Raw genomic sequence first — 22,888 nt, 5'->3', positions numbered from 1 at the left:
GATGACGGCAAAGCATATGCGCTAAGCCGTCAGTGAGATCAGGCGTAATGCTCTGCCATTTCGTTGAGGATTTGCTCGCACCAGCTCTGAATACGCTCGTCGCTAAGGTCATACTGGTTAGTTTCATCCAGCGCCAGACCCACGAACAGTTGCCCGTCAGCAATCACCGGTTTCGGGCTGGTAAATTCATATCCTTCCGTTGGCCAGTAGCCGACGAACTTCACGCCTTTGGTCGAGAGTTTGTCATGCAGCATACCGAGCGCATCGAGGAACCACTCGCCGTATCCCAGTTGATCGCCAAGCCCATACAGCGCAACAATTTTACCTTCAAGGTTCAGGTCGTCGAGCTGATCCCAGACGGCTTCCCAGTCTTCCTGGATTTCACCAAAATCCCAGGTCGGGATACCCAGAATGAGCACATCGTACTGCTCCATTAATTTCGGGGAGTCGTCCTTGAGGTTATGTAAGGTCACCAGTTCTGGGCCGATAATATCGCGGATTTTTTCTGCCGCCATTTCGGTGTAACAGGTGCTGGAACCGTAAAAAAGACCCATATTCATAACGTAAGCTTCTCGATTCTGCTGTGGCTTTTGCAGCTAGTGTATCAGAATCGCTTTAGTCACGGCACAATAAGGCATAATGGATCAAATGAGTGACCATAAGGGGCGCAAGTGAAACAGGATCTGGCACGCATCGAGCAGTTTCTTGATGCTCTGTGGCTGGAAAAAAATCTGGCTGAAAATACGTTGAACGCTTACCGTCGCGATCTGTCAATGATGGTGGAGTGGTTGCATCACCGCGGGTTGACGCTGGCGACGGCGCAAAGTGACGATTTGCAGGCATTACTGGCAGAACGGCTGGAGGGCGGGTATAAAGCCACCAGCTCAGCGCGTTTGCTGAGTGCAGTGCGCCGATTGTTCCAGTATCTTTATCGCGAAAAGTTTCGTGAAGACGATCCCAGTGCGCATCTCGCTTCACCGAAATTGCCCCAGCGTTTGCCAAAAGATTTAAGCGAAGCGCAGGTCGAACGTTTATTACAGGCACCATTAATTGATCAGCCACTGGAGCTACGCGATAAAGCCATGCTTGAAGTGTTGTATGCTACCGGGCTGCGTGTCTCTGAACTGGTCGGACTGACAATGAGTGATATCAGCCTGCGTCAGGGCGTAGTGCGGGTCATTGGTAAAGGCAACAAAGAGCGCCTGGTACCGTTAGGTGAAGAGGCGGTTTACTGGCTGGAAACCTATCTGGAACATGGGCGTCCGTGGCTGCTGAATGGTGTGTCAATTGACGTGTTGTTTCCCAGCCAGCGTGCGCAGCAGATGACGCGACAGACCTTCTGGCACCGCATTAAACATTATGCTGTGCTGGCGGGTATCGACAGCGAAAAGCTGTCACCGCATGTATTGCGTCACGCTTTTGCCACCCATTTATTAAATCATGGTGCGGATTTACGCGTGGTGCAGATGCTACTGGGCCACAGCGACCTCTCCACCACGCAAATTTATACGCATGTCGCTACCGAGCGTCTGCGGCAACTTCATCAACAGCATCACCCGCGGGCGTGATGTCTGAAAAGAACGGGAAGATTTATGAAGAAAGGTTTTATGTTGTTTACTTTGTTAGCGGCGTTTTCAGGTTTTGCTCAGGCTGATGACGCGGCAATTCAACAAACGTTAGCCAAAATGGGCATCAAAAGCAGCGATATTCAGCCCGCGCCCGTAGCTGGCATGAAGACAGTTCTGACTAACAGCGGCGTGTTGTACATCACCGATGATGGTAAACATATCATTCAGGGGCCAATGTATGACGTTAGCGGCACGGCTCCGGTCAATGTCACCAATAAGATGCTGTTAAAGCAGTTGAATGCGCTTGAAAAAGAGATGATCGTTTATAAAGCGCCGCAGGAAAAACACGTCATCACCGTGTTTACTGATATTACCTGTGGTTACTGCCACAAACTGCATGAGCAAATGGCAGACTATAACGCGCTGGGGATCACCGTGCGTTATCTTGCTTTCCCGCGCCAGGGGCTGGACAGCGATGCAGAGAAAGAAATGAAAGCTATCTGGTGTGCGAAAGATAAAAACAAAGCGTTTGATGATGTGATGGCAGGTAAAAGCGTCGCACCAGCCAGCTGCGACGTGGATATTGCCGACCATTACGCACTTGGCGTCCAGCTTGGCGTTAGCGGTACTCCGGCAGTTGTGCTGAGCAATGGCACACTTGTTCCGGGTTACCAGCCGCCGAAAGAGATGAAAGAATTCCTCGACGAACACCAAAAAATGACCAGCGGTAAATAATTCGCGTGAAACAACAGATACAACTTCGTCGCCGTGAAGTCGATGAAACGGCAGACTTGCCCGCTGAATTGCCTCCCTTGCTGCGCCGTTTATACGCCAGCCGGGGCGTGCGCAGTGCGCAAGAACTGGAACGCAGTGTTAAAGGTATGTTGCCCTGGCAGCAACTGAGCGGCGTCGAAAAGGCCGTTGAGATCCTTTACAACGCTTTTCGCGAAGGAACGCGGATTATTGTGGTCGGCGATTTTGACGCCGACGGCGCGACCAGCACGGCTCTAAGCGTGCTGGCGATGCGCTCGCTTGGTTGCAGCAATATCGACTATCTGGTACCAAACCGTTTCGAAGACGGTTACGGCTTAAGCCCGGAAGTAGTCGATCAGGCCCATGCCCGTGGCGCGCAGTTAATTGTCACGGTGGATAACGGTATTTCCTCCCATGCGGGCGTTGAACACGCTCGCTCGTTGGGCATTCCGGTTATTGTTACCGATCACCATTTGCCGGGCGAAACATTACCCGCAGCGGAAGCGATCATTAACCCTAACTTGCGCGACTGTAATTTCCCGTCGAAATCACTGGCAGGCGTGGGTGTGGCGTTTTATCTGATGCTGGCGCTGCGCACCTTTTTGCGCGATCAGGGCTGGTTTGATGAGCGCGGCATCGCAATTCCTAACCTGGCAGAACTGCTGGATCTGGTAGCGCTGGGGACAGTAGCGGACGTCGTGCCGCTGGACGCTAATAATCGCATTCTGACCTGGCAGGGGATGAGTCGCATCCGTGCCGGAAAGTGCCGTCCGGGGATTAAAGCGCTGCTGGAAGTGGCAAATCGCGATGCGCAAAAACTCGCCGCCAGCGATTTAGGTTTTGCGCTGGGGCCACGTCTCAATGCTGCCGGGCGACTGGACGATATGTCCGTCGGTGTGGCGCTGTTGCTGTGCGACAACATCGGCGAAGCGCGCGTGCTGGCAAATGAACTCGATGCGCTAAATCAGACGCGAAAAGAGATCGAACAAGGAATGCAGATTGAAGCCTTGACCCTGTGCGAGAAACTGGAGCGAAGTCGCGACACGCTACCCGGCGGGCTGGCAATGTATCACCCCGAATGGCATCAGGGCGTTGTCGGTATTCTGGCTTCGCGCATCAAAGAGCGTTTTCACCGTCCGGTTATCGCCTTTGCGCCAGCAGGTGATGGTACGCTGAAAGGTTCCGGTCGCTCCATTCAGGGGCTGCATATGCGTGATGCGCTGGAGCGATTAGACACACTCTACCCCGGTATGATGCTGAAGTTTGGCGGTCATGCGATGGCGGCGGGTTTGTCGCTGGAAGAGGATAAATTCGAACTCTTTCAACAACGGTTTGGCGAGCTGGTTACCGAGTGGCTGGACCCTTCGCTATTGCAAGGCGAAGTGGTGTCAGACGGCCCGTTAAGCCCGGCCGAAATGACCATGGAAGTGGCGCAGCTGCTGCGCGATGCTGGCCCGTGGGGGCAGATGTTCCCGGAGCCGCTGTTTGATGGTCATTTCCGTCTGCTGCAACAGCGGCTGGTGGGCGAACGTCATTTGAAAGTCATGGTCGAACCGGTCGGCGGCGGTCCGCTGCTGGATGGTATTGCTTTTAATGTCGATACCGCCCTCTGGCCGGATAACGGCGTGCGCGAAGTGCAACTGGCTTACAAGCTCGATATCAACGAGTTTCGCGGCAACCGCAGCCTGCAAATTATCATCGACAATATCTGGCCAATTTAGCGTCATCTTCTCTATAAAAAAGAGCGTGGATTGGGTACAATCCCGCTCTTATCACCGCATTTTGACTAGCTCAATAAAAGAAATCAGACCATGTTTGAAATTAATCCGGTAAATAATCGCATTCAGGACCTCACGGAACGCTCCGACGTTCTTAGGGGGTATCTTTGACTACGACGCCAAGAAAGAGCGTCTGGAAGAAGTAAACGCCGAGCTGGAACAGCCGGATGTCTGGAACGAACCCGAACGCGCACAGGCGCTGGGTAAAGAGCGTTCCTCCCTCGAAGCCGTTGTCGACACCCTCGACCAAATGAAACAGGGGCTGGAAGATGTTTCTGGTCTGCTGGAACTGGCTGTAGAAGCTGACGACGAAGAAACCTTTAACGAAGCCGTTGCTGAACTCGACGCCCTGGAAGAAAAACTGGCGCAGCTTGAGTTCCGCCGTATGTTCTCTGGCGAATATGACAGCGCCGACTGCTACCTCGATATTCAGGCGGGGTCTGGCGGTACGGAAGCACAGGACTGGGCGAGCATGCTTGAGCGTATGTATCTGCGCTGGGCAGAATCGCGTGGTTTCAAAACTGAAATCATCGAAGAGTCGGAAGGTGAAGTGGCGGGTATTAAATCCGTGACGATCAAAATCTCCGGCGATTACGCTTACGGCTGGCTGCGTACAGAAACTGGCGTTCACCGCCTGGTGCGTAAAAGCCCGTTTGACTCCGGCGGTCGTCGCCACACATCGTTCAGCTCTGCGTTTGTTTACCCGGAAGTTGATGATGATATTGATATCGAAATCAACCCGGCGGATCTGCGCATTGACGTTTATCGCGCGTCCGGCGCGGGCGGTCAGCACGTTAACCGTACCGAATCTGCGGTGCGTATTACCCACATCCCAACCGGGATCGTGACCCAATGCCAGAACGACCGTTCCCAGCACAAGAACAAAGACCAGGCCATGAAGCAGATGAAAGCGAAGCTTTATGAACTGGAGATGCAGAAGAAAAATGCCGAGAAACAGGCGATGGAAGATAACAAATCCGACATCGGCTGGGGCAGCCAGATTCGTTCTTATGTCCTTGATGACTCCCGCATTAAAGATCTGCGTACCGGGGTAGAAACCCGCAACACGCAGGCCGTGCTGGACGGCAGCCTGGATCAATTTATCGAAGCAAGTTTGAAAGCAGGGTTATGAGGAACCAACATGTCTGAACAACACGCACAGGGCGCTGACGCGGTAGTCGATCTTAACAATGAACTGAAAACGCGTCGTGAGAAGCTGGCGAACCTGCGCGAGCAGGGGATTGCCTTCCCGAACGATTTCCGTCGCGATCATACCTCTGACCAATTGCACGCAGAATTCGACGGTAAAGAGAACGAAGAACTGGAAGCGCTGAACATCGAAGTCGCCGTTGCTGGCCGCATGATGACCCGCCGTATTATGGGTAAAGCGTCTTTCGTTACCCTGCAGGATGTGGGTGGCCGCATTCAGCTGTACGTTGCCCGTGACGATCTGCCGGAAGGCGTTTACAACGAGCAGTTCAAAAAATGGGACCTCGGCGACATCCTCGGCGCGAAAGGTAAACTGTTCAAAACCAAAACCGGCGAACTGTCTATCCACTGTACCGAGCTGCGTCTGCTGACCAAAGCACTGCGTCCGCTGCCGGATAAATTCCACGGCTTGCAGGATCAGGAAGCGCGCTATCGTCAGCGTTATCTGGATCTCATCTCTAACGATGAATCCCGTAACACCTTTAAAGTACGCTCGCAGATCCTCTCTGGTATTCGCCAGTTCATGGTGAACCGCGGCTTTATGGAAGTTGAAACGCCGATGATGCAGGTGATCCCTGGCGGTGCCGCTGCGCGTCCGTTTATCACCCACCATAACGCGCTGGATCTCGACATGTACCTGCGTATCGCGCCGGAACTGTACCTCAAGCGTCTGGTGGTCGGTGGCTTCGAGCGTGTATTCGAAATCAACCGTAACTTCCGTAACGAAGGTATCTCCGTACGTCATAACCCAGAGTTCACCATGATGGAACTCTACATGGCTTACGCAGATTACAAAGATCTGATCGAGCTGACCGAATCGCTGTTCCGTACTCTGGCACAGGATATTCTCGGTAAGACGGAAGTGACCTACGGCGACGTGACGCTGGACTTCGGTAAACCGTTCGAAAAACTGACCATGCGTGAAGCGATCAAGAAATATCGCCCGGAAACCGACATGGCGGATCTGGATAACTTCGACTCTGCGAAAGCGATTGCTGAATCTATCGGTATCCACGTTGAGAAGAGCTGGGGTCTGGGCCGTATCGTTACCGAGATCTTCGAAGAAGTGGCAGAAGCACATCTGATTCAGCCGACCTTCATTACTGAATATCCGGCAGAAGTTTCTCCGCTGGCGCGTCGTAACGACATTAACCCGGAAATCACAGACCGCTTTGAGTTCTTCATCGGTGGTCGTGAAATCGGTAACGGCTTTAGCGAGCTGAATGACGCGGAAGATCAGGCGCAACGCTTCCTGGATCAGGTTGCCGCGAAAGACGCAGGTGACGACGAAGCGATGTTCTACGATGAAGATTACGTTACCGCACTGGAACATGGCTTACCGCCGACAGCAGGTCTGGGGATTGGCATCGACCGTATGGTAATGCTGTTCACCAACAGCCATACCATCCGCGACGTTATTCTGTTCCCGGCGATGCGTCCGGTAAAATAAGCATTACGTTATGCTCACAACCCCGGCAAATGTCGGGGTTTTTTAATTGTGCTGCGCGAAAGTAGACAACAATTTTCTTGCTTCACTATTGGCTGCCTGCATCACCATCCACGGACTGAACGCCCACGGCGTGGCATCAATACCGTGTAATACATCAGCTAAATCACACCATTGATAATCCATCACTTCATCATCGTTGATCTGTAACGCACTGGTGGTGCGTGCGGCAAATACCGGACACACTTCATTTTCCACAATGCCACTCGGATCGGTGGCGCGGTAGCGAAAGTCAGGATAGATAGATTCAGGAGGCGTAATTTCCACGCCAAGCTCATAACGGCAACGGCGGATCACCGCGTCTTCGCTGCTTTCTCCCAGTTGTGGGTGCCCACAAACCGAGTTAGTCCACACGCCAGGCCACGCTTTTTTGCTCAGTGCGCGGCGGGTAACTAATAATTGCCCCTTGGCATTAAACAGCCAACTGGAGAACGCGAGATGTAAGAGGGTGTCTGCCGTGTGTGCGGCATACTTTTCCAGCGTACCAGTGGGAACTCCCTGTGCATTCAATAAAATGACGTGTTCCGTTTGCATAATTTCTCACATGTAATTCTGATCACTCATCATTATAGATAATTGAAGAGTGAAATGATTAACCAAGTGAGCGTTTATCGACAACCGCCCGTTTTGAGCGGATGCCGACAGGTAAAAACCATTTAAAAAAGTAGCATCATATATTTGAAGCGACTTTCAATGGCCATTGCAACACAGTCAGAAATGACAGGAATAGAGAGAGTAAAAAGCAACAGCAGACTGAATATAGCGCGCATTAAAAGATTCATATTATTCTCCATGCTCATTTTTCTTCAGCTTGCGCATCAGAAGCCACATACGTACTGTCCTGACTTTTAAATCTTTATCAGAGACGGATTCCTTCACCAGGTCAGCATGATGCTGATAGCCATTAAAGAAGACGTTCAGCACAACGGCGCTAAGGGTTGCGAGCATAATGCCGCTATGTAGCAGCGGTTGCAGTACGGCCGGTAACTTAGAAAAGAAATCGTGAGAGAGCGTCGGAGTCATGCCAACGCCGAGACTGATCGCCACAATATAGAGGTTGTAACGGTTGGTGGTGTAGTTACAGCGCGACAGAATTCGAATCCCTGTCGCCAGTACCATGCCGAACATCACCAGCCCAGCACCGCCCAGCACAAATTGCGGAATGGAGGCGACCAGCACCGCCATTTTTGGCACCATGCCAAACAGGATTAATATAATTCCCGAAGAAATACACACCCAGCGGCTATGAACGCGCGTCACGCTAACCAGGCCAACGTTTTGTGAAAATGACGTGTGGGGGAAGCTGTTAAACGTTCCGCCTATCATTGTCCCTACGCCATCGACACGCAGCCCGCGAATAATATCGTGTGAAGAGAGTTTACGACCGACTATTTCACCCAGTGCCAGGAACATCCCCATCGACTCGATAAACACGATGATTAACACGGCAGTCATGGTCAGAATGGAAACGGGATCGAAAATCGGCATACCAAATGACATCGGCGTGACAATCGCAAACCATGAAGCATCATGTAGCCCGGATAAATTGACTTCATTCATCATCCACGAAAGTAAAAAGCCAAATACAATCCCCAGTAATACGGCGACGTTGGACATAAATCCTTTCGCATAGCGAGTAATGAGCAAGATAAAAATTAAGACAGCAAAGGAGATACCTAAATAAACGGGATTACCATATTGCGGATTCCCTTTACCTCCGGCGGCCCAGTCAATACCCACCTGAATGATGCTAAGCCCGATAGAAGTAATAACCACACCGGTAACCAGTGGCGGGAATAAAGGCATCAAGCGACCGATAAGTGGTGCTAATAATGTGGTGATAAAACCCGCGGCGATAGTGGCACCAAATATCCCCAGCAGGCCGATATCCGGGTTCATCCCAATGGCTATCATTGGTGTTACAGCAGCAAAGGTCACCGACATAATCACCGGCAGGCGGATCCCCATAAAGCGGCCGATACCGATACATTGCAATAATGTGACGATCCCGCAGCAAAAGAGATCCGAGCTAATGAGCATCGCAATAGCTTCTTTTGAGAGGCCCAGTCGGTCACCAATCATAAGAGGAACAGCGACTGCACCTGCGTACATGACAAGGACGTGTTGCAGACCGAGTATGATCAGCTTTCCTGGTGATAATATGCGGTCAACCTCATCAGTTGGGCGGTCTTGCCCAGAAGATGAGGGAAGTTGGGAATCTATGGCGCTCATCAGTGTTTCTCCTTTCGCCCGCCAGAGTAAAAAGCAACCGTTTACGTTAATGAAACTGTCTAAACACATGCTCGTGGAGTGCCAGTTTTTGCGAGGAAGGGGAGTTAGAGACAGGAATTGCGGAGGCAATCACATAATCGTGGTTAAACCACGAAAATGAGAAGAGAACCTGACAATGCAATTATCTGTAATTTTCTCATATTGATATTTCATTAATCATTCTGGCATGTCGCACTCTCGCATTTAATCGTTTTTATCTGGATAGCGCTCTTTTGGTCGGCAATGTTGAAATAATGAAAGCGGCATAGATTGAGGGGCAATAATTTGAACTCAGTCGCAAAATTATAATTAAAACGGTCATGCTACCTAATATATGCCCGTTTATTGCATCGCGAAATTTGAGAAGACATAACTCATTAAATGAAAGGGATGCAAATGAATAAGTTTATCGCTGCTGAAGCTGCGGAATGTATAGGCTGTCATGCTTGTGAAATTGCCTGTGCGGTGGCACACAATCAAGAAAACTGGCCGCTGAGTCACAGTGACTTTCGACCGCGTATCCACGTTGTAGGGAAAGGCCAGGCTGCGAATCCGGTGGCCTGCCATCACTGCAACAATGCCCCTTGCGTTACGGCTTGTCCGGTTAATGCTCTGACTTTCCAGTCCGATAGCGTACAACTGGACGAGCAAAAATGTATTGGCTGTAAAAGATGCGCAATCGCTTGCCCCTTTGGCGTCGTTGAGATGGTCGATACGATTGCGCAGAAATGCGACCTTTGTAACCAGCGCAGTTCCGGCACGCAAGCCTGTATTGAAGTCTGCCCAACACAGGCGTTACGACTGATGGACGATAAAGGGTTACAGCAGATAAAGGTGGCCCGCCAGCGCAAAACGGCAGCAGGAAAAGCGTCATCAGACGCTCAGCCATCTCGCAGTGCAGCGTTGCTCCCCGTTAACTCGCGTAAAGGCGCAGATAAAATTTCAGCGAGTGAACGGAAAACCCACTTTGGCGAAATATATTGCGGGCTGGATCCACAACAAGCGACTTATGAGAGTGACCGCTGTGTTTATTGTGCCGAAAAAGCTAACTGCAACTGGCATTGCCCGCTGCATAACGCTATTCCGGATTACATCCGTCTGGTACAGGAAGGAAAGATTATTGAAGCGGCAGAACTTTGCCACCAGACCAGTTCCTTACCAGAAATCTGCGGCAGGGTATGCCCACAGGACCGTCTTTGTGAAGGCGCATGTACTTTGAAAGATCACTCTGGCGCAGTCTCTATCGGTAATCTGGAACGCTACATCACCGATACCGCGCTGGCGATGGGCTGTCGTCCCGAGGTCAGCAAAGTTGTTCCCCGTAGCGAAAAAGTGGCGGTGATTGGCGCTGGGCCAGCAGGGTTAGGGTGTGCTGATATTCTGGCGCGCGCGGGAGTTCAGGTTGATGTCTTTGATCGCCATCCAGAAATTGGCGGTATGCTGACTTTTGGCATTCCTCATTTCAAACTCGATAAAACGGTATTAAGCCAGCGGCGAGAGATATTCACCGCAATGGGAATCGACTTTCATCTTAACTGTGAAATTGGCCGCGATATTACCTTTAGCGATTTAACTTCTGAATATGATGCAGTTTTCATCGGCGTGGGGACTTACGGGATGATGCGAGCAGATCTGCCGCATGAAGATGCACCCGGTGTCATTCAGGCTCTACCGTTCCTGACTGCCCATACCCGCCAGCTCATGGGATTGCCGGAGTCTGAAGAGTATCCGCTGACGGACGTGGAAGGTAAGCGAGTCGTGGTATTGGGCGGTGGCGATACGACAATGGATTGTTTGCGGACTTCCATTCGCCTCAATGCTGCCAGCGTGACCTGCGCGTATCGTCGTGATGAAGTCAGTATGCCGGGCTCGCGCAAAGAGGTGGTTAATGCGCGCGAGGAAGGTGTCGAGTTTCAGTTCAATGTTCAACCGCAATATATCGCTTGTGACGAAGATGGGCGTTTAACTGCGGTGGGCCTGATTCGTACCGCCATGGGTGAGCCGGGGCCGGATGGTCGCCGTCGTCCTCGTCCGGTAGCGGGTTCAGAGTTTGAATTGCCCGCCGATGTTCTGATTATGGCCTTTGGTTTCCAGGCGCATGCCATGCCGTGGTTGCAGGGCAGCGGAATTAAACTCGATAAATGGGGCCTGATTCAAACCGGTGACGTCGGGTATTTACCTACCCAGACGCATCTGAAAAAAGTCTTTGCTGGTGGTGATGCAGTTCATGGCGCGGATCTGGTTGTCACTGCAATGGCCGCAGGAAGGCAGGCGGCGCGCGATATGTTAACTCTGTTTGATACGAAGGCATCGTGATGAAATCGTTAATTATCGTTAATCCGGCTGACTGTATTGGCTGCCGTACTTGTGAAGTAGCCTGTGTGGTCGCTCACCCTTCAGAACAGGAGTTGAATGCCGATGTCTTTTTACCCCGGCTGAAGGTACAGCGACTGGACAGCATCAGTGCGCCGGTGATGTGCCATCAGTGTGAAAACGCCCCTTGTGTTGGCGCTTGCCCCGTGGGGGCGCTGACGATGGGCGAGCAGGTGGTGCAGACCAATTCTGCCCGTTGTATTGGCTGTCAGAGTTGCGTCAGTGCGTGCCCGTTTGGAATGATCACCATTCAGTCTTTGCCGGGGGATACCCGGCAACAAATCGTGAAATGCGATCTCTGTGAACAGCGGGAAGAGGGGCCAGCCTGCGTTGAATCTTGCCCAACACAGGCGCTGCAGTTGCTTACTGAAAGAGAACTCAGGCGAGTCCGCCAGCAGCGTATTGTTGCCAGCGGTGAGAATCCTCTGTGAAAGAAATCTCCGCGCTGAAAGGCGCGGAGAATCTATTAGATTGCCCAACCACCCGCGTAAAATGCGACCAGTGCGGCAGTAATGATCACCGTACCAATATTCAGCTTTTGCCATTCGCGTGCAAAGACGCGGCCTACGACCAGTGTCACAAAGCCCAGCATAATACCGGTAACGATATTACAAGTCAGAACGATGAACACGGCACACACCAGGCCAGCCATAGCGTCAATAAAATCATTGAAATCCAGCTTCGAGACGTTACTTAACATCAGCAAACCCACGTACATCAGAGCGGGTGCAGTGGCGTAACCAGGGATCAAAAATGACAGCGGTGATAAGAACAGAATCAGCAGGAATAACGCCCCCACTACGGTTGCGGTCAACCCTGTTTTACCCCCGGCGGCGGTTCCTGCCGCTGATTCGATATAAACCGCTGCGGGCGCTGCGCCCACCAGACCGGAGAATATTGAACTTACTGAGTCACTGGTCAGGGCTTTGCCGCCGTTGATGATCTGGTTGTCTTTATCCAACAAATTCGCCTGACCGGCGACGGCACGGATGGTGCCAGTGGCGTCGAACACTGCGGTCATCACCAATGCCAGTACACTCGGAAGTACGGTTGGCTGGAGTGCGCCCATAATATCGAGGCTGAAAATCAGAGACTTACCATCTTCGCCAGTCAGACTTGGCATCGCCACCAGACCGTGGTATTTCACCGCTGGGTCAAAGATTAAGCCGATAATCGAAATTGCGATAATCACCAACAAGATCCCGCCGGGTACGCGGCACTTCTCCAGACCGAAGATGACCGCCAGCCCCAGCAAGCTCATCATCACCGGGAAGGAGGTAAACGCACCGAGCGCCACTGGCAAGCCTTCAATCGGGTTTTTGATAACCATACCCACACCGTTAGCAGCAATCAGCAGCAGAAACAGGCCGATACCGATACCTGTACCGTGAGCGATACCCATCGGTAAATTACGTAAGATCCAGGTACGCACACCGGTTACGGAAATAGCGGTGAAGATGACGCCCATCAGAAAGACCGCGCCCAGTGCGACAGGAACGCTAATTTGTTGCCCGAGTACCAGACTGAATGCGGTAAATGCCGTCAAGGAAATCGCACAACCAATCGCCATTGGCAAATTGGCCCACAACCCCATCAGCAACGAGCCGAAGCCCGCGACCAGACAGGTGGCAACAAACACAGCTGCGGGAGGAAAACCTGCTTTGCCCAGCATTCCCGGAACGACGATAACGGAATAAACCATGGCCAGAAAGGTCGTTAAGCCAGCCAGTACTTCCTGACGAACGGTACTGCCACGAGCGGTAATTTTAAAATAATTATCCAGCGCGCCCTGTGGCTTTGGTGCGTCCGGTGTTTGTAGGATGTCTCCAGACATAATGATGTCCTCACGAGGATGTTAAAGTTTTATTATTAGTTGCGTTCGTACACCAGACGACCATCAACGTAGGTGCGGTAGATCGAACGGTCATCGCCCAACGTCATCATCACGAACAATTTGTCGACTAAAGAAACAGAGTTGTCATAGCGCAGCTGCTGTAGCGGAGTGGCGGTGGGTTCCATCACCACGAAATCAGCCTCTTTGCCAGGTAAAAAGTTGCCAATCAAATCGTCAAGGCCCAGAGATTTCGCTCCGCCGAGCGTGGCCAGGTAAAACGCTTCATATGCCGAGAGGCGATAGCCTTGTAATTGCAATACTTTGTAGGCTTCGTTCAGCGTTTGCAGCATGTTGAAAGTGGTTCCGGCACCGATATCCGTTCCCATGCCCACTTTAACTTTCTTCTGCCATGCTTTTTTCAAGTTGAATAAGCCGCTGCCGAGGTAAAGGTTGGAGGTCGGACAGAAAGCAATGCTGGATTTGGTTTCGCTGAGACGATCCCACTCTTTTTCTTCGAGATGGACGCAGTGAGCAAAGACACAGTTTTTACCGGTCAGGCCGTACTGATGGTAAACATCCAGATAACCATCATGGTCAGGATAAAGCGATTTCACCCAGGCAATTTCATCTTTGTTTTCACAGAGATGGGTATGTACCCACGTATCCGGATATTCTTCTTTCAGGCGTTGCGCCATCGCCATCTGTTCAGGAGATGAGGTCGGGGCGAAGCGTGGCGTAATCGCATATAGCAGACGACCATTTTTGTGCCAGCGTTCAATCAGTTCTTTGCTTTGGTGATAGCTGCTTTCGGCAGTGTCGAGCAGATAATCCGGTGCGTTGCGGTCCATCATCACCTTACCGGCAATCATACGCATATTGATATGACTGGCGGCTTCAAACAGCGCATCAACAGATTGCGGATGAACAGTGCCAAACACCAGCGCCGTGGTGGTTCCGTTACGTAAAAGCTGCTTGATGAAGAATGCCGACATTTCGCGGGCGTACTCTAAATCCTCATAACGACGTTCAGTAGGGAAGGTGTGTTTATTCAACCACTCCAGCAATTGTTCACCATAGGCCCCCACCATTTCACTTTGCGGATAATGGATATGTGTATCGACAAAGCCCGGTACTATCAGTTTGCCGCGATAGTCGCGCACGCGAATAGTGTCAGGAATTTGATGCTTTCCGTCTTCCCATTCGCCAAACCATTCCACTTTTCCCTGTTTAATGAGTAATAAACCATCCTCAATAAACCGCAGCGCAGAGGCAATCTCTTCCGGGTTATCGACCGTACGGGTGACATCAATAAAACTGCCTCGTACCGCTTTCAACGTGTGTTCTCCTGACATCATTGACTCCTTTACTGTTAATCCATCTCTTCCGCTGAGGTAATACCAGGCAGAACGTTTTCCTGTCGGTAGCCACCAGGGAGGATAATATTTAATAAAATCGCAGTTAACCCGCCAGCACAAATAGGGTTTTCAACTAGTACATAAATAGAGGCTGGCAATATTTTAAAAATTTCGGGATCGTAGGAGACGCCAAGTCCTAAACCTAAAGAAGTGGCGACAATAAGTGTTTCTCGGCGCTTTAAACCGTTGGTGATGATTATGCGAATCCCAGCGATGGCAATCATGGAAAACATCAACGTCATTGCGCCTCCCAGAACTGCCGAGGGAATGGTCGTGAAGAAGCCGCCAATCATCGGAAACAAACCGAGGATAACCAGCATTACCGCGATGGTTCGCCCGACATAACGTGAAGCGACGCCAGTCATCTGAATAACCCCATTATTTTGCGCAAACGTGGTTAAGGGTAATGACCCGACAGCGGAGGCGATAACAGAAACCAGACCGTCTGCCAGCACGCCGCCTTTCAGTCGGGACTGATACTCTTCTCCCTGAATGGGTCGGCGGGAAACCATTGCCGTGGCGGTGATATCGCCGACTGCTTCCAGCACGCTAAGCAGATAAATCGTGCCAACCACCAGGAACTGATGGAAGCTAAAACTAAAGCCGTATTTGAACGGATGCGGGATGGTGATTAACGGCAAATTGCGCATACTGCTGAAATCCACCATGCCCAGGCATAACGATGCGATATAGCCGACACATAGCCCAATGGCGATCCCTCCCATGCGTAGCAACGGACTGCGACAGCAGTTAAAGCCGATCACCACAATTAAAACCAATAAACCAACGCCGAGATGTTCGTAATTGCCGAACGTACCGCTGCTTTTGACTGCAAATCCTCCACCAAAATCGATAATGCCGACTTTAATCAGGCTTAAGCCGATCATCAGTACCACAATACCGCTGACGGTAGGCGTAATAACCCGACGTAAATAGGGCAAGATAAATGAAGATCCGACAACCAGAAATGCGCCAACGAAGGAGACGCCGAGAAGCGACGACATGATTAACTCTTCGTGAAAACCGTCGCTTTTCATGCTGCTGCCCAGCGCAATCATGACCGTAACAAATGAAAAATTGACTGACTGAATTGAGAGTAGGCCAGAACCGACGATGCCGTAGCGGTTTACTTGTAACCAGGTACCAATACCAGAGGCGATCATCGCCATAGAAACAAGATAGGCAGTTGTTTCAGCGGAAAGCTGTAAGGCCGCCCCCACGATTAACGCGGGGGTTACCATCGGAACGAAAATTGCCAACAGATGGGTAATGGCACCAACGAGAGCCTGATGAAAGGGAGGGCGATCCTCCAGTTCAAATATAAGGTCAGAACCTGCATTGTTTATATCAGACATCCCTTCACTCCTTTTAAAGTAAATTTGATCATCTGAATTAGTAAAATAAATTCCCACGAATTTGGGGCGCAGGACGCCTTGAGAACGGCTTATCTCATTTTCGCAGTCACTATTTAGTCATCGTCCAAACAGAGAAACAGGCCGCCGAAGCGGCCATTTATTATTTATATTTTTTCCAGCGCAGTGAGTATTTTCTCCGGTGTGAAATGCCATTCGCGTAACCAGATGCCGCATGCATCGTGAATTGCGGTAGCAATCGCCGGAGCTGCGCCATTTACACCGATTTCCGAGATCGATTTCGCCCCGAACGGGCCGACTTTATCGTCGCTCGGCACCAGCACAGCGCGGAAATCACGCGGAATGTCACCAATTTTCGGTGCGCCGTAACTGCGTAAATCACGCGTTAACGGGTGACCTTCGGCGTCATAAATGATCTCTTCGCTCATACTGTGGCCGATAGCTCGCAGGGTAGCACCGTAGATTTGTCCCAATGCTAATTCCGGGTTGACCGGTGTACCGCAGTCCAGCAAGGCGTAGAATTTATCCAGGCGGATTTCACCCGTACGCGTGTTGACGGCAACTTCAGCGAAGTTTGCGCCATACGGGAAGGCGAAATCAGGCGTGATATAACTGCCAGTTCCCACCAGTGAACCAAAGCCGGTGCCGGTTTCGCCTTTATGAGCAATATCCCCGAAGCTGACTTCGCCTTTCTTGCCGCGCACGACGCCCGGCGTTGCCAGTTGAACATCTGCCACTGCCTCACCCAACATTTGCGCGCCGTGGAACAGAATTTTCTCCCGCAGATTTTCCGCTGCCAAACGCGCCGCGTTACCTGAGAAGCAAGTACCGGACGAGGCATATGCGCCTTTATCAAACAACGCATGATCGGTATCACCGGAGATAACATGCACGTCCTGCGGTGGGCAGTGCAGCACTTCTGCTGCCAGTTTCGTCACTACAGTATCCAGACCAGTACCAATATCCGCACCGCCAGAATGAACGATAAAGGTGCCGTCCGATTCCAGTTTGATCATGCAGTTAGCCTGATCGATATCCGGGATACCCGATTTCTGCATGATAATGGCGACGCCGCGACCGATGTGCCAGTCACCATTTTGCGGTTTCGGTGACGACCATTGGATCATCTCGCGACCCTGACGCAGGATCTCTTCCAGTGCACAGCTGGCGGCGGAAGGAACGGAGGTCGGCGCTTTACCTTCACCGATTGCACCGAGAATTTTCAGCTCTTGCCCTTCGTGTACCCGGTTACGTTCGATAATTTCCAGTTGGTCGATCTGTAACTGTTCAGCCAGTTCCGCTAATGCCATGGTGATAGCGAAGTTACCTTTCGGTGCGCCATAACCCTGATAAGCACCATTTGGGCAAATGTTGCTGTAGTAGGTGGTGACCTGGAAATCGACGTTATCGCACGGATATAACGGCAGCGACAGCGCCGGTCCGTTACACGGTACGGTGAGTGAGTGGTTGCCGTAAGGGCCAGTGTTGGCGCGGAAATCCATCTTCACTGCCGTCAGGCGACCATCTTTTTTCGCTCCCAGTTTGACGGTGACTTTCGCGACGTGACGAGAGGTGTTAGCAATAAACTCTTCTTCACGGGTGTAGCGGAACAGTACCGGACGCCCGGTCACGCAGGTTGCCCAGGCGCACACTTCTTCCAGCAGGATGTCCTGTTTGGAACCAAAACCGCCGCCAACTCGCTCTTTAATGACATGAACTTTATGCTGTTTCATGCCCACGAGGCGCGCGACCTGGCGGCGTAAGTGCCATGGTACCTGGGTGGAGGCGTGGATAACCAGACGATCGCCGTCCATCCGGGTAAAGCAGATATGTGTTTCAGTCGGGCACTGCTGTGCCTGCGTTGAGTTATAGGTTCGCTCAATGATCACATCGGCATCGGCAAAGCCTTTGTCCATATCGCCAATATGACCATGAATACTGGCGGCGATATTTTTGCGAGGGCGAGAACCGATCGGGAAGTTGATGATCATATGCTCGCCGCGCTGGGCTGCATGGCTGTTATCGTCTTCCAGAGTATCTGGCACACCAGCAACATACACCACCGGTTCATCGTGCACGACAGGCGCATCTTCCGCCATTGCTTCGTCGATCGACATTACCGGCTTAAGCACTTCATATTCAACGTCGATGAGCTTCAGTGCTTCGAGCGCAATTTCTTCACTTTCTGCGACGACCGCAGCAACACGATCGCCGACGTGACGCATTTTCTTGCCGAACATACGGCGGTCAAGCGGTGACGGTTCCGGTGCGCTCTGACCACCCGGGGTATAGTAGATATCCGGGCAATTCAGGTGAGTAATAACGTGAACGACGCCCGGTAAGGCTTCAGCTTTGCTGACATCCAGATGAGTAATCAGTGCGTGAGCGTGTGGGCTACGTAACATTTTAATGACGCAGGCGTCAGCCGTTACGCGGTCTTCAACATAGCAGGGTTTCGCCTGCACCATTTTCGCGGCATCAGTTTTAGGATAATGCTTACCAATGACTTCTAGGTCGTCACGGAAAGTCGGAGCGATATCAATGGTGGCCTGCGGATTATTTTTACGTGCAACCGCCAGTTCAATGACCTGATAGTATTGCTGCCAGCCAGCATCGCGGCTGAACAAACCAGAAAGCGCGTCGTCGATCTCTTCGCGGGTAGGTGCGGCGATGCGATCGAGAAGATCGGTGATAATCAGAGCTGCAGCTGGATCGTTATAACCAGACTGCACCACGCCAACATCAACCATTGCCTGTTGAACCAGACTTAACTCGTTCCATTTGCCCAGAGATTCTGCGGTACGAATATCTGCCTTCTCTAACTGTGCGGCAATAAGCAAGGACGCGTTAACGATATTACCGTTAAAGATTATTGCGTCAGAACCAGCAAACCCGAAGCCATCATCACTGTTGCGTACAGAGTGCATTCCCATGTTAAACAACAGCTTTTGCACGTTTTCGCCTGGGTTAACGGTTAGCTCCTGAGGCGCGCCATTTAAAGTAAAGTGGATGATCATACGGCTTCCTCCTCAGCCTGTTGGCAGTCGGCATACAGGTCGGCTACCAGAACTCCCGAGATATAGCGTTTATAGGCCACGCTGCCCCGCAAATCTTCCTGCGGGAAAATGGCGTTGGCGACAGCCTGTTCAAGTGCATTGCCTTCCAGATTTTGTTTTTCGACATCATGCAGACGCAGTGCTTTACTGGCGACGCCATCCAGCGCAATTCGCATACCGTCGTGGTCTGTCATTGCAACGGCTGCCGTCACGACGGTTAAACCTGCCTGAGAACGGCTAATTTTGCGGGTCGCACAGGTGCGATACGGATCTTTAATGATAATTTCGGTTAGCAGGCGATCGCATGGGCAGGTCAGGTAGTCCTCGATTGACAGCGTTTCGCCGTTGCCAAAAACCAGTTCAGCATCCAGTGCCAACAGGACGGGAAGCAGCACCGACTCTTCCTGGCGGGCGGCGATTTCACCACCAATGGTCGACTGATTACGAACATGGCGTGAGTAAACAAAACCGAGGGCTTCACGCAGCGCTGCAGGAATAAATCGCGCATCACGCAGTGGCTGCAAGCGAGACATTGCGCCAATCCGCAGTGCACCGTTATCCCAGTCAACCCAGTCCAGTTCCAGATCCTGTAAGGAAATGGCAATCTTTTTATCGGTACGGGTTGGTGTAGCATTGAGTTTGCTGCCCCCGGCGAACCAGACGGCTTCATCCTGGTAGCGGCGCTTCAGTTCCAGCGCCTGTTCGACAGAGTCGGGCCTGAAAAATTGTTCAATCATCTTCTTTCCTTATTTAACCCTCTTCCCTGCGGGAAGAGGGCATCTGTCATTTATGCCAGCGCATCCATCCGACGCCACATACTGGCAGCGGCTTTTCTGGCTTGTGCATAAATGGAATCGCAATCGAAGTTAAACTGACGGTCTTCATAGACCATCACACCATTGACCATTACGCTGTGAACGCTGCCTGAGCCCATACCGAAAGCGATATGCCCGGCGATATTGTCTGCCAGCAGCGGCGTCGGCGAGTTGTAATCGCAAATGGTTAAATCAGCTTTGTAACCGGCTTCCAGAAGCCCAAATTTCGCGCCAAAGTTGCGGCTCATCAGTTCGTTGCCATTAGTCAGGGCTTTGGCAAAACTGTCAGGCCACAGCGGACCACCCGCATCGCGATGTTTAAAGAAGGCAAATTTCATCTCTTCAAACATGTCCGAACCAATGCCGTCCGTTCCCAACGCCAGATTGCGGATGTCGCTAAGGTGATGGTTGTAGCCGACATGGTTGTTCATGTTTGAACGGGCGTTATGCACCAGGAACGCATCGCGCTGATTGAGTAGGGTGATGTCATCTTTCGACAAGTAAAGCCCATGAGCGACCAGCGTTTTGCTATCGATGAGATCGAATTGCGCCAGTCGTGCCAGCAGGTCTTTGCCGTACCAGTGGTGACTGTAGGAAACGTCGTAAAGGTCTTCCGCAGCGTGAATATGCAAACCACGGCCTGTGGCTTTCACGGCTTCACGTAGCATCTCCAGACCGGCATCTGGCACGGTAAACGGCGCGTGAGCACCGATATGTGCTTCCACCAGATACGGCTCGGTTGCTGCTTTCTTCGCCTCATCAATCTGACGGGCGAAGCGGATGTTTTCTTCTACACCTTCCTGCAACTCTTTGATGCCGTTGTTACGGTCAGTAGTTTCAAAACAGGTCATCGCGCGCAGGCCAACTTTTAAAAATGCGTCGCGCAATGTGGAGAGCGACCCGCCGATATACGCCGGAGAGGCATGGTGATCGATAACCGATGTACATCCGCTCTTAATCGCTTCCAGGGAACAAATCAGCCCGCTGTAATAGAGCGACTCTTCATCAAGGGCGCGATCGAGCCGCCACCAGAGATTTTTCAGCGTTGAGATGAAATCCGGGCAGGGGGCGATGTTTGCCATAATTCCGCGGGAAAGCCCCGAGTAAAAATGGTTGTGCGAGCAGACAATTCCCGGCATCACAATCCGACCATGCATCTCTTTGTAGCTGGCATCGGGGTAGCGTTGCGTCAGGGCATCGCCGATAGCGACAATCACATCATTTTCGATGGCGATATCAACGCCTTCCTGCACTTTCGCCGGGTGTAACTGTACTGCGGTGACATTCTTCAGAATCAACATGATTACACCTCCACGCGGCCCAGCAGATAATGATGATGCTGGTGGACATGGCTGATGATGCGGCACATATCGTTCAGCTCCGGTGGTACGTTGTCGAACTGGCCTTCGCTGTCGATGTTCAGCACCCAGCTTTGGTTATTCAGACGTACGCGTACCCGACAATCTTCCACCAGGAAGCCTGGGTTGCTGCTGTTATCAAAGTCTTGCGACAGGCTGAAGACGGTGATTTTGTCTTTGTACGGTTTACCGTTCCACGGACAGAACTGAGCGCAGTTGCCGCATTCGTTACAGTAAGCGTCGAGGTGCAGCGTCTGGAAACGGTTCTGGAAGCCTGGGACCGCAATGGAGACGTTGGCGCGGTTCGGGCAGACATCCACACACTTGCTGCAAACGTAGTTACATTCGAGGCAGCGAGCGGCTTCCTGCGCGACAAACGCATCACGATCGTCACTGTTCACCAGCGTGATAGAGATATCGCCTTTACGTTGATAGATTTCCGCCGGATTGACGTTGTTCCAGTATTTATTGTTCTGGTGGGAACGGATATTTTCCCGACTAAGGATGGCATCGGTCGCCCGACGCGCGGTTCCGACAGCAGCGACAATGGAGGATGGTCCGCGCTGTACGTCGCCGATCATAAAGACGTCAGTCAGACGAGTTTCGCCATTATGGTCGACGTCTGGCCAGCCGTTTTTGTCCAGCGGTACGCCCATCGCATTCAGGGCTTCAGTATCCTGCTGTTCACCGATGGCGGTGATCAGGCTGTCTACATGCAGTGTTACTGTTTCGTTGGTTTCAACCGGACGGCGACGACCTTTCTCATCGGGTTCGCCAAGCGACATAACGCGCAAGGTTAAGGTGCCATCAGCATCGAAACATTCCGGATTATTCAGGAAACGGAACTCCACGCCGTCGTGCAACGCTTCTTCATACTCTTCGCGCCATGCGGGCATCTCTTGCAGTGAACGACGGTAAACGATCGTTGCTTTTTCTACGCCTGGAACGCGTAACGCCGCACGAGCGCAGTCCATTGCGGTGTTACCCGCCCCGACAACGACCACATGTTTGCCCAGCTTGAGCGCTGTACCCTTGTTGTATTCACGCAGGAAGGGGAGTGATTTCCAGACATTTTGGTTGTCGCCCGCCAGTTTCACACCGCTATTTTTATCAGTGCCGGTGGCAATCAGAACATAGTGGAAGCCCTGATTTTTTAACTGTTCAACGGTCAAATCGGGTGAGCAGCCATACTCAAATTTCACGCCGTGAGCGGCAACAAAATCGATATCGTGCTGAATTAACTCTGCAGGAATACGGAACTGAGGAATGATATTTTTCACCACGCCGCCAGCATTGGCTTCGCGTTCAAACAGCGTAACCGGATGGCCCGCTCTGGCAAGGAAGTAACCTGCTGCCAGACCCGCCGGACCTGCACCAATCACGGCAACCGGATGGCGTGAACCAGAACCGGCGGGTTTGTGCCAGCGTTGCTTATATTCATCCCAACCTTTTTCCAGCGCGACTTTTTTCAGTTCGCGGATATTCAGCGCACTGTCGTAATCCAGGCGGGTACAGTTGTATTGGCACTGGTGATCGCAAATATGACCGGTAATGGCGGGCAGAGCGTTGTGTTGGTAG

Annotated in this window: 19 protein-coding genes; 8 read left to right on the top strand and 11 right to left on the bottom strand. The window is 51.7% G+C overall.

Annotated elements, in window-relative coordinates; translation table 11 throughout:
- Positions 1-38: 38 nt before the first annotated feature.
- Positions 39-560: a flavodoxin FldB gene (fldB, locus tag QZF50_RS05370; RefSeq protein WP_001055874.1), complete on the bottom strand. Its 522-nt coding sequence runs from the start codon at positions 558-560 to the stop codon at positions 39-41.
- Between the two features lie 111 nt (positions 561-671).
- Here fldB and xerD point away from each other — a divergent pair, with 111 nt between their 5' ends.
- The 5 genes from xerD (at position 672) to lysS (ending at position 6,758) form a co-directional block, all read left to right on the top strand.
- A complete protein-coding gene (xerD, locus tag QZF50_RS05365) occupies positions 672-1,568 on the top strand; it encodes a site-specific tyrosine recombinase XerD (RefSeq protein ID WP_000806638.1) in 897 nt (298 codons plus the stop codon).
- Positions 1,569-1,592: 24 nt separating this feature from the next.
- Positions 1,593-2,303 (top strand): bifunctional protein-disulfide isomerase/oxidoreductase DsbC, encoded by a 711-nt coding sequence (dsbC, locus tag QZF50_RS05360; protein ID WP_000715214.1) that lies wholly within the window; start codon positions 1,593-1,595, stop codon positions 2,301-2,303.
- Positions 2,304-2,308: 5 nt separating this feature from the next.
- Positions 2,309-4,042 carry a single-stranded-DNA-specific exonuclease RecJ gene (gene recJ / locus QZF50_RS05355; RefSeq protein WP_000813210.1) on the top strand — a complete coding sequence of 578 codons (1,734 nt, stop codon included), beginning with the start codon at positions 2,309-2,311 and terminating at the stop codon, positions 4,040-4,042.
- A gap of 90 nt (positions 4,043-4,132) precedes the next feature.
- Positions 4,133-5,231, top strand: a protein-coding gene (prfB, locus tag QZF50_RS05350) for a peptide chain release factor 2 (RefSeq protein WP_001701073.1) whose coding sequence is annotated in 2 segments (ribosomal slippage) — positions 4,133-4,207 and positions 4,209-5,231 — 1,098 coding nt in all. Because the reading frame shifts where the segments join, the coding sequence is not laid out codon by codon here.
- Between the two features lie 9 nt (positions 5,232-5,240).
- The gene (gene lysS, locus QZF50_RS05345) at positions 5,241-6,758 is read left to right on the top strand and encodes a lysine--tRNA ligase (RefSeq protein WP_000003068.1); all 1,518 of its coding nucleotides are present in this window, start codon (positions 5,241-5,243) and stop codon (positions 6,756-6,758) included.
- A 42-nt stretch (positions 6,759-6,800) separates the two neighbouring features.
- Here the strand turns inward: lysS and idi are convergent, their stop codons facing one another.
- A complete protein-coding gene (idi, locus tag QZF50_RS05340; protein WP_001192803.1) occupies positions 6,801-7,349 on the bottom strand; it encodes an isopentenyl-diphosphate Delta-isomerase in 549 nt (182 codons plus the stop codon).
- A 54-nt stretch (positions 7,350-7,403) separates the two neighbouring features.
- On the opposite strand from idi, the gene QZF50_RS05335 reads away from it, so the two are divergent.
- The gene (locus tag QZF50_RS05335; protein WP_120795390.1) at positions 7,404-7,475 is read left to right on the top strand and encodes a protein YqfH; all 72 of its coding nucleotides are present in this window, start codon (positions 7,404-7,406) and stop codon (positions 7,473-7,475) included.
- Here the strand turns inward: QZF50_RS05335 and yqfG are convergent.
- Together yqfG and uacT are read right to left on the bottom strand one after the other, a co-directional pair.
- Positions 7,472-7,597 carry a protein YqfG gene (gene yqfG, locus QZF50_RS05330; protein ID WP_001050745.1) on the bottom strand — a complete coding sequence of 42 codons (126 nt, stop codon included), beginning with the start codon at positions 7,595-7,597 and terminating at the stop codon, positions 7,472-7,474. The two genes, QZF50_RS05335 and yqfG, sit on opposite strands and share 4 nt — an antisense overlap.
- 1 nt (position 7,598) lies before the next feature.
- Positions 7,599-9,047, bottom strand: coding sequence for a urate/proton symporter UacT (gene uacT, locus QZF50_RS05325; RefSeq protein ID WP_001295374.1), 1,449 nt, complete (start codon positions 9,045-9,047; stop codon positions 7,599-7,601).
- Positions 9,048-9,482: 435 nt separating this feature from the next.
- Between uacT and ygfT the strand changes: the two genes are divergently transcribed.
- Together ygfT and QZF50_RS05315 are read left to right on the top strand one after the other, a co-directional pair.
- Positions 9,483-11,402 (top strand): formate-dependent uric acid utilization protein YgfT, encoded by a 1,920-nt coding sequence (ygfT, locus tag QZF50_RS05320; protein WP_290388832.1) that lies wholly within the window; start codon positions 9,483-9,485, stop codon positions 11,400-11,402.
- Positions 11,402-11,890, top strand: coding sequence for a 4Fe-4S dicluster domain-containing protein (locus QZF50_RS05315; protein WP_000838428.1), 489 nt, complete (start codon positions 11,402-11,404; stop codon positions 11,888-11,890). The genes ygfT and QZF50_RS05315 overlap by 1 nt, the downstream gene beginning before the upstream one ends.
- 35 nt (positions 11,891-11,925) lie before the next feature.
- Here the strand turns inward: QZF50_RS05315 and ghxQ are convergent, their stop codons facing one another.
- The 7 genes from ghxQ to ygfK all read right to left on the bottom strand — a co-directional run.
- Entirely contained in the window at positions 11,926-13,293 is a 1,368-nt protein-coding gene (ghxQ, locus tag QZF50_RS05310) for a guanine/hypoxanthine transporter GhxQ (protein ID WP_000012163.1), read from the bottom strand.
- 35 nt (positions 13,294-13,328) lie between these two features.
- Positions 13,329-14,645: a guanine deaminase gene (gene guaD, locus QZF50_RS05305; protein ID WP_001295158.1), complete on the bottom strand. Its 1,317-nt coding sequence runs from the start codon at positions 14,643-14,645 to the stop codon at positions 13,329-13,331.
- Between the two features lie 17 nt (positions 14,646-14,662).
- On the bottom strand, positions 14,663-16,063 hold the full coding sequence (gene xanQ / locus QZF50_RS05300) for a xanthine/proton symporter XanQ (protein ID WP_061892529.1): 1,401 nt from the start codon (positions 16,061-16,063) through the stop codon (positions 14,663-14,665).
- A gap of 164 nt (positions 16,064-16,227) precedes the next feature.
- A complete protein-coding gene (locus tag QZF50_RS05295; protein WP_000583628.1) occupies positions 16,228-19,098 on the bottom strand; it encodes a molybdopterin-dependent oxidoreductase Mo/Fe-S-binding subunit in 2,871 nt (956 codons plus the stop codon).
- A complete protein-coding gene (ygfM, locus tag QZF50_RS05290; protein ID WP_290376099.1) occupies positions 19,095-19,874 on the bottom strand; it encodes a molybdopterin-dependent oxidoreductase FAD-binding subunit in 780 nt (259 codons plus the stop codon). The genes QZF50_RS05295 and ygfM overlap by 4 nt, the downstream gene beginning before the upstream one ends.
- Positions 19,875-19,924: 50 nt before the next feature.
- Positions 19,925-21,253, bottom strand: coding sequence for a putative aminohydrolase SsnA (gene ssnA, locus QZF50_RS05285; protein ID WP_000906280.1), 1,329 nt, complete (start codon positions 21,251-21,253; stop codon positions 19,925-19,927).
- A 2-nt stretch (positions 21,254-21,255) separates the two neighbouring features.
- On the bottom strand, positions 21,256-22,888 hold a 1,633-nt coding region (ygfK, locus tag QZF50_RS05280), incomplete at its 5' end, for a putative selenate reductase subunit YgfK (protein ID WP_290388831.1).

The organism is uncultured Escherichia sp. (assembly GCF_948475835.1).
In the GTDB taxonomy this organism is placed as follows: domain Bacteria; phylum Pseudomonadota; class Gammaproteobacteria; order Enterobacterales; family Enterobacteriaceae; genus ECMA0423.
This window is presented reverse-complemented; position numbering and strand designations above follow the sequence as displayed.

Bases quoted from the DNA above. Each gene is read 5' to 3' on its own strand.
- ygfT (WP_290388832.1), top strand. From the start codon at position 9,483: ATGAATAAGTTTATCGCTGCTGAAGCTGCGGAATGTATAGGCTGTCAT.
- ssnA (WP_000906280.1), bottom strand. From the start codon at position 21,253: ATGTTGATTCTGAAGAATGTCACCGCAGTACAGTTACACCCGGCGAAA.
- QZF50_RS05315 (WP_000838428.1), top strand. From the start codon at position 11,402: ATGAAATCGTTAATTATCGTTAATCCGGCTGACTGTATTGGCTGCCGT.
- dsbC (WP_000715214.1), top strand. From the start codon at position 1,593: ATGAAGAAAGGTTTTATGTTGTTTACTTTGTTAGCGGCGTTTTCAGGT.
- yqfG (WP_001050745.1), bottom strand. From the start codon at position 7,597: ATGAATCTTTTAATGCGCGCTATATTCAGTCTGCTGTTGCTTTTTACT.
- lysS (WP_000003068.1), top strand. From the start codon at position 5,241: ATGTCTGAACAACACGCACAGGGCGCTGACGCGGTAGTCGATCTTAAC.
- xanQ (WP_061892529.1), bottom strand. From the start codon at position 16,063: ATGTCTGATATAAACAATGCAGGTTCTGACCTTATATTTGAACTGGAG.
- fldB (WP_001055874.1), bottom strand. From the start codon at position 560: ATGAATATGGGTCTTTTTTACGGTTCCAGCACCTGTTACACCGAAATG.
- idi (WP_001192803.1), bottom strand. From the start codon at position 7,349: ATGCAAACGGAACACGTCATTTTATTGAATGCACAGGGAGTTCCCACT.
- uacT (WP_001295374.1), bottom strand. From the start codon at position 9,047: ATGAGCGCCATAGATTCCCAACTTCCCTCATCTTCTGGGCAAGACCGC.
- ygfM (WP_290376099.1), bottom strand. From the start codon at position 19,874: ATGATTGAACAATTTTTCAGGCCCGACTCTGTCGAACAGGCGCTGGAA.
- guaD (WP_001295158.1), bottom strand. From the start codon at position 14,645: ATGTCAGGAGAACACACGTTGAAAGCGGTACGAGGCAGTTTTATTGAT.
- QZF50_RS05295 (WP_000583628.1), bottom strand. From the start codon at position 19,098: ATGATCATCCACTTTACTTTAAATGGCGCGCCTCAGGAGCTAACCGTT.
- ghxQ (WP_000012163.1), bottom strand. From the start codon at position 13,293: ATGTCTGGAGACATCCTACAAACACCGGACGCACCAAAGCCACAGGGC.